The sequence below is a fragment of the Sorangium sp. So ce295 genome, assembly GCF_051527405.1.
Classification (GTDB): Bacteria; Myxococcota_A; Polyangia; order Polyangiales; family Polyangiaceae; genus Sorangium; species Sorangium cellulosum_B.
In genome coordinates this window covers 11,725,451-11,739,390 of the sequence record NZ_CP150324.1, presented here as the reverse complement: position 1 = coordinate 11,739,390, position 13,940 = coordinate 11,725,451, and the positions used below count along the sequence as shown (strand labels likewise).

Annotated in this window: 11 protein-coding genes; 7 read left to right on the top strand and 4 right to left on the bottom strand. The window is 70.2% G+C overall.

What is annotated here, in order from left to right; all coding sequences use genetic code 11:
- Window positions 1-28 precede the first annotated feature (28 nt).
- The 3 genes from WMF11_RS44600 (at window position 29) to lpdA (ending at window position 3,180) form a co-directional block, all read left to right on the top strand.
- The gene (locus WMF11_RS44600; protein ID WP_012240611.1) at window positions 29-304 is read left to right on the top strand and encodes a hypothetical protein; all 276 of its coding nucleotides are present in this window, start codon (window positions 29-31) and stop codon (window positions 302-304) included.
- Between the two features lie 114 nt (window positions 305-418).
- Window positions 419-1,612 (top strand): thiamine pyrophosphate-dependent dehydrogenase E1 component subunit alpha, encoded by a 1,194-nt coding sequence (locus tag WMF11_RS44595; protein ID WP_437975067.1) that lies wholly within the window; start codon window positions 419-421, stop codon window positions 1,610-1,612.
- Window positions 1,613-1,773: 161 nt separating this feature from the next.
- Window positions 1,774-3,180, top strand: a complete 1,407-nt coding sequence (gene lpdA / locus WMF11_RS44590) for a dihydrolipoyl dehydrogenase (RefSeq protein WP_437742307.1) — start codon at window positions 1,774-1,776, stop codon at window positions 3,178-3,180.
- A gap of 76 nt (window positions 3,181-3,256) precedes the next feature.
- On the opposite strand, the gene WMF11_RS44585 is transcribed toward lpdA, so the two are convergent.
- Together WMF11_RS44585 and WMF11_RS44580 are read right to left on the bottom strand one after the other, a co-directional pair.
- On the bottom strand, window positions 3,257-4,411 hold the full coding sequence (locus tag WMF11_RS44585; RefSeq protein ID WP_437555606.1) for a bifunctional methionine sulfoxide reductase B/A protein: 1,155 nt from the start codon (window positions 4,409-4,411) through the stop codon (window positions 3,257-3,259).
- A gap of 103 nt (window positions 4,412-4,514) precedes the next feature.
- Window positions 4,515-5,531: a hypothetical protein gene (locus tag WMF11_RS44580; protein ID WP_437975066.1), complete on the bottom strand. Its 1,017-nt coding sequence runs from the start codon at window positions 5,529-5,531 to the stop codon at window positions 4,515-4,517.
- A gap of 195 nt (window positions 5,532-5,726) precedes the next feature.
- Between WMF11_RS44580 and gloB the strand changes: the two genes are divergently transcribed.
- The 3 genes from gloB (at window position 5,727) to WMF11_RS44565 (ending at window position 9,280) form a co-directional block, all read left to right on the top strand.
- Window positions 5,727-6,482: a hydroxyacylglutathione hydrolase gene (gene gloB / locus WMF11_RS44575; protein WP_437546607.1), complete on the top strand. Its 756-nt coding sequence runs from the start codon at window positions 5,727-5,729 to the stop codon at window positions 6,480-6,482.
- A 66-nt stretch (window positions 6,483-6,548) separates the two neighbouring features.
- A complete protein-coding gene (locus tag WMF11_RS44570; protein WP_437975065.1) occupies window positions 6,549-8,339 on the top strand; it encodes a 1-acyl-sn-glycerol-3-phosphate acyltransferase in 1,791 nt (596 codons plus the stop codon).
- On the top strand, window positions 8,336-9,280 hold the full coding sequence (locus WMF11_RS44565) for an NAD(P)-binding domain-containing protein (protein ID WP_437975064.1): 945 nt from the start codon (window positions 8,336-8,338) through the stop codon (window positions 9,278-9,280). Before WMF11_RS44570 ends, WMF11_RS44565 begins: the two co-directional genes overlap by 4 nt.
- A 21-nt stretch (window positions 9,281-9,301) precedes the next feature.
- Here WMF11_RS44565 and WMF11_RS44560 read toward each other — a convergent pair whose 3' ends face one another.
- Together WMF11_RS44560 and WMF11_RS44555 are read right to left on the bottom strand one after the other, a co-directional pair.
- Window positions 9,302-10,339, bottom strand: a complete 1,038-nt coding sequence (locus WMF11_RS44560) for a M28 family peptidase (RefSeq protein ID WP_437905130.1) — start codon at window positions 10,337-10,339, stop codon at window positions 9,302-9,304.
- 209 nt (window positions 10,340-10,548) lie between these two features.
- Window positions 10,549-11,532, bottom strand: coding sequence for an SUMF1/EgtB/PvdO family nonheme iron enzyme (locus WMF11_RS44555; protein ID WP_437975063.1), 984 nt, complete (start codon window positions 11,530-11,532; stop codon window positions 10,549-10,551).
- Between the two features lie 448 nt (window positions 11,533-11,980).
- On the opposite strand from WMF11_RS44555, the gene WMF11_RS44550 reads away from it, so the two are divergent.
- On the top strand, window positions 11,981-13,594 hold the full coding sequence (locus WMF11_RS44550; protein WP_437975062.1) for an SBBP repeat-containing protein: 1,614 nt from the start codon (window positions 11,981-11,983) through the stop codon (window positions 13,592-13,594).
- The last annotated feature ends 346 nt before the right edge of the window (window positions 13,595-13,940 follow it).

Below are 13,940 nucleotides of genomic sequence, written 5' to 3'. Positions count from 1 at the left end.
CATCGCGCCCACGACACGGAGGGATCCGATGCCGCGTGACAACAAGCTCTATAGCGGCTTCGTCAACCACGATTACATCCTCACCTTCTCGATCGCCGACGAGGCGAACCGGTCGCGCCTCGTCGCGCTCTGCGCCGGACCGTGGCAGGGCGACGAGGTCACGCCCGACACGTGGGAAGTGTCCAACACGCTGAGCCCCGATCAGATGGAGCGCGCCATCCTCGATCTGATGGGCGACGCGGACCGCGCCGCTTACTACTACCTCTCGGACAGCAAGCGGATGTTCCGCGTCCTGCTCGGCTGAGCTCGTGCGCGAGCGACGTGAGCCGCTTCGCTCCGGCGCGCCGCGGAGGCGGGAGGGGCGTCCCCGCGGGCCGAAGGGGCCGCGAGCGCCGTCATTTCGCGGTATGGTCCGGTCATGAGCGAGCTGGAAGCCACGCCGCCCGGCGCCTCCGCGAGGTCCGCCGCCGACGCCCCTCCACCTCACGCGCCCACGTCCCGACCAGGGGAGGGGGCCGATGAGGGCTTGCTCAGCGTCCTCCGGGACGATGGATCCCTGGATCCCGCGACCGACCCCTGCCTGAGCGACGCGCTGCTGCTGCGCGCGTACCGCGAGATCAAGCGCCTCAGGCTGCTCGACGCGCGCATGCTCCTGCTCCAGCGGCAGGGGCGGGTCGGCTTCTACGGCGCGTGCACCGGCCAGGAGGCGACGCCGATCGCCACGGCGCTCGCGGTCGAGCCCACGGACTGGATCTTCCCCGCGCTGCGCGAGAGCGTGATGATGCTGGTGCGCGGCTTCCCGCTCCGCACCTATGTGGCCCAGGTGTTCGGCAACTCGGGCGACCTCCTCCAGGGGCGCCAGATGCCGTCGCACATGAGCGGGCGGCAGGTGAACCAGGTGTCCTGGTCGAGCTGCATCGGCCCGCAGCTCCCGCAGGCGGTCGGCGCCGCGTGGGCCGCGAAGCTGCGGCGCGACAGCACCGTGGTCGTGGGGTTCATGGGCGACGGCGCGACGAGCGAGCCCGATTTCCACAGCGCGATGAACTTCGCGGCCGTCTTCAAGGCGCCGTGCGTCATGATCTGCCAGAACAACCACTGGGCCATCAGCGTGCCCACGGACCGGCAGACGGCCTCGAGGACGATCGCCGTCAAGGGGCGCGCCTACGGCGTGCCGTCGGTGCGGGTCGACGGCAACGACGTCATCGCCGTCTACCGCGCCGTCTCCGAGGCGGTCGCGCGGGCTCGTGACGGCGGCGGCCCCAGCTTCATCGAGGCGCTCACCTACCGCGTCGGCGCGCACTCCTCGAGCGACGACCCGAGCCGCTACCGATCGCAGGAGGAGGTCGATCGCTGGACGCAGCGCGACCCGCTGCTGCGCCTCGGGCGCCACCTCGCCGGCCGCGGGCTCCTCGACGACGCGGCGGAGTCCTCCCTCGAGGCGGAGCTCAACGCCGAGATCGCCGCCGCCGTCGCCGAGGTCGAGGCGATGGGCCCGCCTGCCCGAGAGACGCTGTTCGACGACGTCTACGCGGAGCTGCCCTGGCACCTGCGCGACCAGCGCGCAGAGCTCCTGCGCTCCCCGAAAGCGCCGCCGCACGGCAGCGGGCGCTGACCTCGGGGAGGGATTTCCCCTCGCTGCGAGGTCGTGTAAGCCCCGGGCACCCAGGGACGGCTCGCGTTTGCGGGCGCGGCCTCAGGGCTGTCGGCGAGGGGCTTGCCTGACGAACCCCGGCGCCCCTAGTTCCAGTCTCCGAAGCGCACAAAAGGACAAGGATGAAGACCTACGACGCAATCGTGATCGGAGCCGGCCCCGGCGGTTACCCCTGCGCCATCCGGCTCGCTCAGCTCAAGCTGAAGGTGCTCTGCATCGAGAAGGAGAACGTCGGCGGCGTCTGCCTCAACTGGGGGTGTATCCCCTCCAAGGCGTTGATCTCCGCCGCCCACCTCTACGAGAAGTCGCAGGCCGGCGCCGCGATGGGCATCAAGGTCAGCGGCGTCGAGCTCGACGCCAACAAGATGCAGGACTGGAAGGAAGGCATCGTCAAGAAGCTCACCGGCGGCGTCGGTTCGCTGCTCAAGGGCAACGGCGCCGACGTCGTGAACGGCACCGCCACGGTCGTGGGGCCGAAGCGCGTGGACGTGACGCGGGCGGACGGCTCGGTGGAGCAGTTCGAGGCGACCAAGGCGATCGTGATCGCGACCGGCTCGACGACCATCGAGATCCCGACGTTCAAGTTCGACGGCGACACGATCATCGGCGCGAAGGAGGCGGTCAGCCTGCGCCGCGTCCCGAAGCGGCTGATGGTGATCGGCGGCGGCGTCATCGGCCTCGAGCTCGGCATGGTCTACCAGGCGTTCGGCGCCGAGCTCATCGTCGTCGAGGCGCTGCCGGAGCTGCTCACGGGCGTCGACCCCGACTGCACCAAGATCGTCGAGCGCAAGATCCTGAAGCGCGGCGGCACGATCCATAAGAACGCCAAGGCGCTCGGGTACGAGAAGCAGAAGGACGGCTCGGTCGGGGTGAAGATCCAGTCCGACGGCAAGGAGCAGACGATCGTCGTCGACACCGTGCTCGTCGCCGTCGGCATGCGGCCGAGCAGCAAGGGGCTCGGCCTCGAGAAGGTCGGCGTGACGGTCGATCAGCGCGGGTTCGTCCCCACGGACAAGTTCTGCCGCACCAACGTGCCGTCGATCTACGCGATCGGCGACGTCAGCGGGCCGCCCCTGCTCGCGCACAAGGCGACGAAGGAGGGCGAGATCGCCGCCGAGGTCATCGCGGGGCACAAGGCCGAGAAGGACTGGGTCGCGATCCCGGGCGCGATCTTCACCGATCCGGAGATCGCCACGGTGGGGCTCACCGAGGCGGAGGCGAAGGCGAAGGGCCTCGAGGTCAGCATCGGCAAGTTCCCGTTCTCGGTGCTCGGCAAGGCCATGGCCATGAACGAGACCGAGGGCTTCGTGAAGATCGTCGCCGACAAGAAGACGAAGCAGGTGCTCGGCGTCCACATCGTCGGGCCGGAGGCCAGCACCATGATCAGCGAGGCGTCCCTCTCGCTCGAGATGGCGGCCTTCCTCGAGGATCTCTCGCTCACGATCCACCCCCACCCGACCCTCGGCGAGTCGCTGATGGAAGCCGCCGCCCACGCCATGGGCGCGGCGATCCACATCGCCAATCGCTGACCCGCCCGCTCTCGATCATCACCAGCCTGCGCCGTCGACGAAACCATCGAGTCGACGGCGCGGGCCACCGCCCTCATCAATCGCGCATGAAATGGCACGTGTACCCGGCCGGGTATTTTTCCAGGTACTTCTGGTGGTACTCCTCGGCGCGCGTGAACGGCCCGGCCTCCACGATCTCGGTGACGAGCGGGGCGCGCCACTTGCCGCTCTTGTCGACGCGCGCCTTCACCTCCTCGGCGATGCGGCGCTGCTCGGGCGTCGTGACGAAGATCGCTGAGCGGTACTGCGTCCCGACGTCGTTGCCCTGGCGGTTCGGCGTCGTCGGATCGTGCATGCGGAAGAACCACCTCTCGAGCAGCTCGGCATAGGACAGCTTCGCGGGATCGAAGACGATGCGCACCGACTCGGCGTGGCCCGTCGATCCGGTCTTCACGTCCTGATAGGTCGGCGCCTTCGTCCGGCCGCCGGCATAACCGACCTCCGTCTCGAGGACACCGGGGATCTGCCGGAGGAGCTCTTCCATCCCCCAGAAGCAGCCGCCCGCCAGGACGGCCGTCTCCAGCGTCGTCTGGCACCCAGGCGCCTCTCCCGGCGCCGGCACGGCGCAGGCGTTCGCGCTCGCTTGCTGCCGAGGCGCGCCGCCGCGGCCCTCGAACAGCGCCCGATAGGCGCCGTAACCCTCCGCCTCGAGGCGAGCCAGCGGGATGAACCGGAGGGACGCCGAGTTGATGCAATAGCGCAGCCCGTCGGGCCCGGGCCCGTCCTCGAAGACGTGCCCGAGGTGCGAGTTGCCGGCCTTGGAGCGCACCTCCGTTCGGACCATCCCGTGGCCCCTGTCCGAGCGCTCCACGACCCGCTCCGGCTCGACGGGGCGCGTGAAGCTCGGCCAGCCGGTGCCCGAGTCGAACTTGTCGAGCGACGTGAAGAGCGGCTCGCCGCTCGCGACATCCACGTAGAGGCCCGCCTCGTGGTTGTCCCAGAAGGCGTTGCGGAACGGCGGCTCGGTCGCGTCGCGCTGGGTGACCTCGTATGCGAGCGGCGTGAGCTGCTTGCGCAGCTCCTCATCCGACGGTTTGCGATAGCTTCTGTCCGACATCGTCACAGCCTCCTTGGACCCCGGAATCACCTTGCTCGCCCTCCCTGCATCGCCGGCGCGAAAGCACGCGAACACGGCGGCGCACGCAATGAGGACGAGCGCGAAGAGAAGACCAGCAGCGCGGAGCCGTTTCATCATCCACCTGGCCTGTCGAGGGTAGCGCACCTAACCCTCCTACGCCCCGCGGCGCCGCTGGTTTCGCCCGGCGAGCGCGGCCCACGCAGCGCCGGCCTCGGCGCTACGGGCCGCCGCTCTCGAGCGAGGCGTCGCTCTCGCCGGCGCTCTCGCCGGCGCCCCGCTCGAAGCACTCGGCGGGGATCTCGCGCGCGCGGCGGACGAGGCGGGTCGCCCCGATGAACGCCGACGTGACCGGATCGTAGTAGCCGCTCGCCCCGTGCAGGCCCGGGACCGCGCGCTGGTAATGGCGCGCGACCCGCTCCATGAGCGCCTCGCGGACGTACTTGCCCACCATCGACGCCATCGCGACGCACAGATCCGAGGCGTCGCTATCGCGGACGAACGCGATCTCGCCGAGGCCGGGGAAGCGGTAGGCGCTGCGGGCGCGGCCCTCCTCGATCACGGCGTGCATCCTCCCCGCGAGCGGGCCGAACACGGAGCCATACTTGCCGAAGCCGCCGACCTTTCCGCACACCGCGAAGACCTCGGCGCCGGCGAGGCCGCGGAGCTCCAGGACGAGGCGCTCCATCGCGTGGAGATCGAGCACGAACCTGTTCTTCCCGGCGCGCGCCCCGTCGTTCATCCGCTTCGCGCAGAGCAGCACCGAGCGCACGGCGACGACCTCGACCCCCTTCTCCGAGAGCTTGTCGAGGTCCTTGCCGATCGCGCTGAGCAGCTCGTCGGGCGCGGTGAACGCCTCGCCCTCCGCCGACCAGCACTGCTCCTCGACGTGGCCCGGGCAGAGCGCCCGGAGCGCGGGGCGATCGTCGAGCGCGACGGCGTGGAGCAGCTCGTCCACCGACGACGCGACGCTGGCCGTCCCCGCGCGGCCGCAGCCGCGCGCGACCAGCGCGCGGGCCCAGGCCTCGCCGAGCGAGACATCCCCGTGCGCCACGAGCTGCTTCGAGTCGCCGAGCCGCTGGGCGAGGGCGCCGCGAGGGGCGCGGCCGGCGACCTGCCAGCCCGCCTCCGTGACGCGCGCGAGGACCGCCGTCACCACCATCGGACCGAGCCGCGGGCCCAGCCCGTTCTCATCGACGCCGATGCGGTAGCGGACGGAGGGCTCGGCGGACGTCATGCCGGCCCCTCTGCCACACCATGGCGCCCGCGTCACCGCGAGGATCTCCGCCAGGCCGCCCGCCGCCCCGCTCGGGATCACTTGCCGGTTCGGTCGCAAAATTCTCAAACTTTCGCGAGCTCATGCGCGATCCACGCGCGCCGCGCGCACCTTTTCCCCGGCTCTCACCGGGGGCGCCGCTATAGTCGACGCCTCATGCGCATCCTCCCCGTGCCCTGCCTCAGCGACAACTACGCGTACCTCGTGGCCGCGGACGGGCGGCGCGAGGCGATCGTCATCGATCCCTCGGAGGCCCAGCCGATCATCGCGGCGCTCGAGCGCGAGAAGCTCAGTCTGGTCGCCATCGTCAACACCCACCACCACCACGATCACGTCGGTGGCAACGAGGCGCTCCGCGAGCGTTACGGCGACCTCCCGGTCTATGCGCACTCGAGCGACGTCGGGCGCGTTCCGGCGCAGACGGAGCGGGTCGAGGAGGGCACGCCGGTCCAGGTCGCCGGCCTCACGCTCCAGCCGTTGCACGTCCCCGGCCACACGCTCGGCGCCGTCTCGTATTGCGTCGAGGACGTTGTGTTCACCGGAGACACGCTCTTCATCGCCGGATGTGGCCGCATGTTCGAGGGGACGCCGGAGGTGATGCACGCCTCGCTCTCCAAGCTCGCGGCGCTCCCGGCGCATACGCGCGTCTTCTGCGGTCACGAGTACACCGTGAACAACCTCCGTTTCGCCGAGGCGGTCGAGCCCGAGAACGAGGCTGTCCGCAAGAAGCTCGCGGCCGCCCGCGCGGCCCGGGAGCGCGGCGAGCCCACGGTCGGGAGCACGATGGCCGACGAGCTCGCGACGAACCCCTTCCTGCGCTGTGGCGAGCCGAGTTTGAGGGCGCGCTTCCCGGGGGCCGCGCCGTCCGACGTGTTCGCCGCCGTGCGTCGCGCGAAGGACGATTACCGCTGACTTTCGGCGTCGCGCGCGGCCGTATTCCGCTCGCGCCCGCCGTCCGATTTCTATACGACTAGGCCCATGGACTCCCGCGCTCCCATCTTCGGGTTCAACGACGCGCGCGACGAGATCGTGCGCACCGTGGTCGACCGGGTCGTCGGCTCCACGAGGGATCCGCTGCTCGCCATGAACGAGGCGGCGTATCAGGAGTCGAAGCGGCTCGAGGGGTCGCGGAAGCCGCAGGACATCCGCGAGCTCGCCGAGTGGCAGCGGCTCGCCCGCTCGCTCGGCCGCATGCACGACGCCGAGCGCCGCCGCCGCCTGCGGGAGCTGTCGGAGGAGTACGCGTGGGACATCGCGGGGAACTTCGACCGGCGCGTCTACCAGCTGTCGTCGCGGCTCCTGCCGCCGGTCGTGAGCGCGCTGCTCGCGCCGCGGAAGCTCATGACCGTGGTCCGCGACCCGCTCAAGCTCGTCAGCCTCGAGCTCCTGGCCGACCGGGTGCTCGTGGAGGGCCCGCTCGCGAAGCTCCGCTCGCTCGTGCAGCGCGGCACGGCCGTCTACGTCCCGACCCACATGTCGAACATGGACTCGATCGTGTTCGGCTATGCCCTCGAGCGCGCCGGCCTGCCGCCCGCCACGTACGGCGCCGGCAAGAACCTGTTCACGAACCCGGTCCTCTCGTTCTTCATGCACAACCTCGGCGCCTACCGCGTCGACCGGCGCATCCGGCACAACCTCTACAAGGACGTGCTGAAGACGTACTCGGGCGTGCTCCTGGAGCGCGGCTACCACTCGCTGTTCTTCCCGGGGGGCACGCGGTCCCGCTCGGGCGGCGTGGAGCGGAAGCTCAAGCTGGGCCTGGTCGGCAGCGCGTTCGAGGCCTACACGCGGACGCTGCAGAGCGGCCGCGAGCGCCGCGTCTTCTTCGTCCCGGCCACGATCAACTACCTCATCACGCTCGAGGCCGAGACGCTGATCGCCGATTTCCTCTCCGAGGCCGGCAAGGGTCGCTTCATCATCGAGGACGACGAGTCGAGCCGCATCGGCCGGATCGCCTCGTTCCTGCGCAAGCTCCTCGCGATGAACGCCGCGGTGGTCATCCGCTTCTCCGAGCCGCTCGACCCGTTCGGCAACCGGGTCGACGAGCTGGGCCGCTCGTTCGACGCCCGCGGTCGCGAGGTCGATCCGGCGAGCTACGTGAAGGATCAGGGCGGCAAGGCGGTCATCGACGCGGCGCGCGACGCCCAGTACGCGCGCGAGCTCGGCGAGGAGATCTGCCGGGCGTACGCGCGCGACACGGTCGTGATGGCGACCCACGTCGTCGCGGCGGCGAGCTTCGCCCGGCTCCGCAGCCAGGCGCCCGCCGCGGATCTCTTCACGGTGCTCCGGCAGCGCGACGTGCTCACGGTGCCGCGCGACGACCTCGCGGCCGACGTGGTGGCGCTCTGCGATCGGCTGCGCGCGCTCGAGCAGCGGGGGTGCATCGTGCTGGGGGAGGACGTCCGGCTCGGCTCGGGCGGGGACATCGTCGAGCGCGCGCTGCGCTCCTTCGCGGGCTACCACTCGTCGCCGGTGCTCGACTCGCGGCCCGACGGCATCGCGATCTGCGACACCAACCTGCTCTTCTACTACCAGAACCGCCTCGCCGCCCACGGGATGGCGTGGGACGTCATCGCCCCGCCCGGCGTCCCTTCCGGCCTGCAGGTCCAGCCGCCGCTCCCGCCGCTCGAGCCCGCCTCGTCGGCGCCGCCCTTGGAGGAGCCGCGGGGCGCGACCTCGTCCGCTTCGTCCGCTTCGTCGTCGTCGTCCCGCGCGGGCGAGGCGGACGCGCACGTGGGCTCGATGAACGGCGCCGGGGGTGGCCAGTGAGCGCCCCGGGGAGCGCGCGTCCGGCGCCTTCGGTGGGGGTCATCGGCGGCGGTTTCTGGGGCGTGGCGCTGGCGCTCGCGGCCAGCCGCACCGGCGCGGAGGTCCTCCTGTACTCTCGCCGCGAGCAGCCGCAGATCAAAGGCGGCCCGCGGATCGTGCGGGACCACGCGGAGGTCGCCCGGGCGCGGCTGCTCGTGATCGCTGTGCCGTCGAACGCGGCGCGGACGGCGCTGCGCGCGCTCGGCGATCACATGGACGGCTCGCACCTCGTGATCCACGGCGTGCGCGGCCTCGAGGGTGAGGCGCTGAAGACCGTCTCGGACCTGGTGCGCGAGGAGACCCCGGCGCGCCGGGTGGGCGCGCTGGGCGGCCCCGTGCAGGAGGACGAGCTCCGGGAGGGCCGCCCCTCGGCGATGGTGTGCGGCTCGCGCTTCCCGGAGGTCCACGCCGCGGTGACCGCGGCGTTCCAGTCCCAGGCGCTCCACGTCTACACGACGCCGGATCTCCAGGGCCTGGAGTGGGCGTCGGCGCTGGTCGGCTGCCTCGCCGTCGGCGTCGGCTTCGCCGAGCAGGCGGGCGCGGGGCCGGGGTTGCTCGCCGCGCTGATCTCGAGGGCGGTCGACAGCGCGGCTCGCGTCGCCGCCGCGGCGGGCGCGGAGGAGCGGACGATGCTGGGGCTCGGCGGCTACGGCGACCTGCTCGCCTCGATCCGGCTCGAGGGCCGCCCCGAGGTGGTGCTCGGCAAGGCGCTCGCGCGCGGGCGGACGCTCGACGAGGCGGTCGCGGAGGCCAGGCTGCGGGTGGAGGCGATCCCGCTGATCCCGCGCGTCGTGGCGTTCGCGAAGGCGCGGAAGGTGGATGCGGGGGTGTTCGAGGCGCTCGAGGCGACCCTGAAGGGCGGCGCGCCGAGGGCGGTGCTCGATCGGATGTTCGCGGCGTGAGGCATGGCGACGGCAGCGCGCTCACTCGTTCGCGAGCGCGAGGACGGCCTGGGCCACGCCGGTGACGACCTTTGCAGCGCGCGTGTAGTCGAGCGTATCCGGCGTGTCCTTGTCGGTGTGGTAACGCCGGTTGCGCAGAAACGCTGTGTCCGTGATCATGACCGCTGGATAACCCGCTTCCCAGTAGCTCCGGTGGTCGGACCAGTCCACGCCCTGAACGAGCGCCGGAGCGCTCAGGGAATAGGCGGGCAGATCGGTCGCGCCGCCCATCGCCCCCTTGACGGTGCGAACGAGCGAGAGCCCTTCCAGGTTGCCGATCACGGCCACGAAGTTCCCCTTCGTGGGATAGAGCATGGATAGCGGCGCCAGCGGGAACGCCTGGCTGTCCTCCTCGTCGGTGAAATACCCGATCATCTCCAGGCTGATCATCGCCCGGACCTTCACGCCTGCTGCTTGCATCGCATTCGCGTGATGCGCGCTGCCCATGTGCGCAGACCGGAAATAGGGCGGCTCCTCCAGCGTGAACGCCACGAGCTCGACGTCGCCACGGAGGGGTGCGCGGCCGAGCATCCGCCCCAGCTCGAGCAGCCCAGCCACGCCGCTCGCGTTGTCGTCGGCGCCGGGCAAGTCGTCCGCCGCGTCGTAGTGGGCGCCGACCACGACGCGCGTCGACGAGTCCGGGCCGAACCGGGCGAGCACGTTGCGGTACGTCCGCCCCTCGACATCGTAGAGCTGCTCGGTCACGCGTCCTCCAGCGGCCCTGAGCTCGTCGCGGAGGTACGCCGCCGCGCGGTCCAGCTGAGCGATCTGCCGGTAGCCCCGCGGGCGGAACTCCTCCACGAGCATCCGAACGTCGCGCTCCACGCGAGCGGGGTCCGCGAAGAGCGCCGGAGCTGGCGGCGGGAGCGCCGCCACGAGGGGCTGGCTGACGCAGGCTCCGATGGCCGCGAGGCCGGAGAGGAGCAGCGCCGCGGCGGCCGTGGCCCATCGGCCGTAGCGGGGGCGAAGCCTCGTGATCGCACGAGCGTCTTCCAGGGGCGTCGCTGCGCTCGTGGTCATCGAGAGGGCAGGACATCTGGCGGAGGTGCTCTGTTCCTGGCGCGGGCAGGAATCGACGGGTGATCCTCCGAGACGGCCGACCGCGATGAGCACGCCGCGGCCGTCCCTGGGCGCAGCGTCGCTGGGGGCGCCGCCGCGGGCGAGCTCGCTGGGGCCTGCGGGCGCCGGGGATCTCGGCGCCGAGCCGCGCGTCGCGGCCGGCCGCGCTGTCAGCCGCCGCCGTCTCGCCGGCTCGCGTCGGTCGTCCCCGGAGCGGCGGGCGGCTCGACGCTGTCGCAGCAGCGGAATCCCGTGGAGTAGTCGTGATAGGTCGGCTCGTGGGCGATGGTGGTGAAGTAGCAGCCGGGGCCGAGCTCGCTTGTCGTGCTGAAGAAGCCGCCCATGAACACGCCGTTTCCCTCGTGCCACGGCTGATCGCGGCGCTCGACGCCTTCGGTGCTCATCCGTATGACGAGCTCGCCATCGACCATGTCGCCGACCCACTCATGCAGGTTCCCGACCATGTCGTGGACGCCGAGCTCGCTGGCGCAGCCGGTGTGTTCGCCGCTCCTCGCCAGGAAGCCTGGTTTCTGGTCGAGGTCGGGGCTGTTGAAGTGTCGTTCGTAGCTCCACCCGCCCGGCGGGTGCTCACCGAAGACCTCCCGCAGGAGGTGGGGTTTGCCGGTATTGCACCGCCCGCGCTCGCCGCGCGGGCCGTAGGGGTAGCGGTGGGCGCCGTTGCCGCGGCAGGCGCGCTGCCATTCCCGCCGCGTGCAGAGGCGCTTGCCCGCGGCGACGCACGCGGCCTTGGCCTCGACGCGGCTGATGTACGCCTGCGGAAAGACGCCGGCCGCGCTGCGGGCGAGGTACCGGACGCCCGGCTCGGGGCGCTTGAAGTGCGGGTGGACGGCAAGGTCGCCGCCGGCGTCGATGACCAGGTGCGCCTCGTAGCGATCGATGCAGAATCCGCCGACGAGGGCCATGTCGGCTGGGCAGGGGCCGGGCGGCGGGGCGGGAGGGGCGAGCGGCGGGGCGCCGGTCGAGCCGAGCGGGGGCGCCTCTGTGGGGAGGGCGCTCGGGCTGACGGTGATCTGCGCGGGATCGGGGGCTGCGCTGCCCGGGATGGTTGCGCCGGCGTACGCGCTGCCTGCGGACGCTGGCGCCGTGAGCGCGGAAGCCGCGGCGGGAGCCGTCCCCTTAACGGCATCCGTCATGGCGGGGTCGCCGGCGGCGTCCGCTTTCTTCACGGGGCTGGCCCCGCCGTCGTTCGGAACGGAGCACGCGGTGAGCCCTACCAGTGCGGCGAGCAAGGCGGAGCCTGCGGGACGTGACGGGCGGTGTCGGGGCGACGCGGATCTCTTCGACAGGCGAGCCCGGAGGCGATCGCTGGGCGGCGCAGAAGGCACGAGGCGGAGTGTACACGCGTCCCGCGCGGCGGCGTGAGATCGCGGTGCGCCCTTCCCTCTTGCCCGCCAGCGCGGCCGCGTCGCTCCCGTGGGCTCGCGTCGTGGTAACTGAGGTCACGCGGAAGGCAGGAGCGAAGCGTCGAAGTCAAGGAGGCTGTCGCGCTCGATCGGCGGAGCGGTGGTCTCGTCTCGACGCAACGGTCCGCGAGGAGCATTGACGCTGACGTTCCGTGCTTCTCGCACTACGATGGCGCGCATGAGAATGCGCACATCGCTCCTGTGGCTCGCTGGTATCGGCATCATGGTCGTATCCGGCTGTGGGCTGGTGCTTGGCCTCGACGACTTCCAGGACGCCGCGCCTGCCGACGGCACGACGGCGACTGGGACAGGCGGAGGCTCCGCGTGCGAGCCCGCGCACGTGATCGAGTGCTACTCCGGGCCCCCCGGGACGAAGGGCGCCGGGATCTGCGAGGCCGGGACGCAGGCGTGCAAGCGGGACGGCTCCGGATATGAGGCGTGCGAGGGAGAGGTGACGCCGGCGGTGGAGACGTGCGTGAGCACGGACGACGAGGACTGCGACGGGAAGGATTGTGTCCGGTGGGCGAGGCTCATCGGGGGCACAGAGCAAGAGACGGTGAGCCAGGTCGCGGTGGACTCAGCGGGCAATGTTTATGTTGGTGGCAAGTTCACGGGAGCGATGTCGTTCGGAGAAGATGTGCTCATCGCTGCTGGAGGTAACGACGCGTTTCTAGCCAAGTTCTCTGCTTTGGGGGAGTACGTCTGGAGTCGACAAGTGGGCGACGTAAAAGGAGATAACGTGTACGCGCTCGCGGTCAATTCCCACGGCGAAGTCATGGTCGCGAGCTTGGAGCTCGAAAGTCAGCTGGGCTCGATGAACATAGTGCTGCACAAGTACGACCCGGATGGGCGGTTGCTGTGGCGGAAGCCGTTGGGCGGAAAGATCTGCGGGCTCGTGCCGAGCGTCGTGAGGGGGATGAAGTTCCTTCCAGATGGGGACGTTGTGCTTGTGGGGGACTTCTGCGGAACAATCCGATTCGACGACGGACACAGTATTTCTAATGAGACCGATTCGGAGGAAATATTCGTGGCCAAGTTGCGGTCTTCCGACGGTTCCGTCGACGATGAGAGCGGCTGGGTCCGGGTGTGGGGCGGTGAGGACGCGCAGGTTGCCCAAAGCGTGAACGTCGATGCAGCGGGCAATATCATCCTGGCGGGGATCTTTTATGGCGAGCTGGTTCTGGGTGACCTTTCATACGAGTCCGCTGGTGGCGCGGATGTGTTCCTGGTGAAGCTCACAAGCGGTGGCCTCGTGAGCTGGGCGAGGGTTGTGGGAGGCACTGAGAACGATGCGCTGTGGTCCATCGCTGTAGATAGACTGGGTGGTCCGGCGCTTGCGGTAGGGTTCCAAGGGACGGTTGATTTTGGCGGTGGTGAGGTCGTCGTGGATGACCGCGCCGGCGCCTTGCTGAAATATACGACCTCTAACGTTTATGAATGGGCTCGAGTCTTCGACCGCGCGTTGACTATCGGTGGGATCTTGGCCGAGTCTGAGAGTGATGTGATGATCGTTGGTGGTCTGGTCGGTACTGTGGAGTTGGGCGGCGATCTGCTTCGCGCGAAATCCGAGAGAGATTTGGTGCTCGCGAAGGTTGGGCCCGAAGGTGAGCCTCTCTGGGCCAGGACCTTCGGTCTGATGGGGGAGGACGGCACGAGCGTGATAGCGAGCGCGCTCAGCGATCGCGGTGAGCTGCTGATTGCCGGCGCTGCGAGGGGAAAGATCGATTTTGGTGCTGGAGCGATGACCCCACAGGGCGACGTGGATATCTTCGTCGCGAGCTTTCAGCCGTGAGGCGCCCGAGAGTGTTCGTGTGTGCCTCGCTGCCTCTGGTGGCGAGGGGCGATCGATCTGTGCTGCTCAATTCATGGGCTGCACGGGTCTGCGACAGCTTCGCACGTGTCCGCGCAGCTCGTGCAGGTGCACTCATAGGCAGCGCGGTAGAGCGCCACCACCTCCTCACCGTCGGCAGCGGCAGCCGTGTCGCAGCTCCTGAAGCACTCTGGCTGAGGGTCCCCCGTGAAGCAGATCTGTGTACATACAAGCCATTGTTGGCAGCCGGGATTACCTAAGCAGCTGGTCAAGCAGCCGCTTGTGAACGCACACGCGCGGCAGTCTGCACCGTTGTTGCCGCCACCAG

Bases quoted from the DNA above. Each gene is read 5' to 3' on its own strand.
- gloB (WP_437546607.1), top strand. From the start codon at position 5,727: ATGCGCATCCTCCCCGTGCCCTGCCTCAGCGACAACTACGCGTACCTC.
- WMF11_RS44560 (WP_437905130.1), bottom strand. From the start codon at position 10,339: ATGACCACGAGCGCAGCGACGCCCCTGGAAGACGCTCGTGCGATCACG.
- WMF11_RS44550 (WP_437975062.1), top strand. From the start codon at position 11,981: ATGAGAATGCGCACATCGCTCCTGTGGCTCGCTGGTATCGGCATCATG.
- lpdA (WP_437742307.1), top strand. From the start codon at position 1,774: ATGAAGACCTACGACGCAATCGTGATCGGAGCCGGCCCCGGCGGTTAC.
- WMF11_RS44595 (WP_437975067.1), top strand. From the start codon at position 419: ATGAGCGAGCTGGAAGCCACGCCGCCCGGCGCCTCCGCGAGGTCCGCC.
- WMF11_RS44555 (WP_437975063.1), bottom strand. From the start codon at position 11,532: ATGACGGATGCCGTTAAGGGGACGGCTCCCGCCGCGGCTTCCGCGCTC.
- WMF11_RS44570 (WP_437975065.1), top strand. From the start codon at position 6,549: ATGGACTCCCGCGCTCCCATCTTCGGGTTCAACGACGCGCGCGACGAG.
- WMF11_RS44580 (WP_437975066.1), bottom strand. From the start codon at position 5,531: ATGACGTCCGCCGAGCCCTCCGTCCGCTACCGCATCGGCGTCGATGAG.
- WMF11_RS44600 (WP_012240611.1), top strand. From the start codon at position 29: ATGCCGCGTGACAACAAGCTCTATAGCGGCTTCGTCAACCACGATTAC.
- WMF11_RS44585 (WP_437555606.1), bottom strand. From the start codon at position 4,411: ATGAAACGGCTCCGCGCTGCTGGTCTTCTCTTCGCGCTCGTCCTCATT.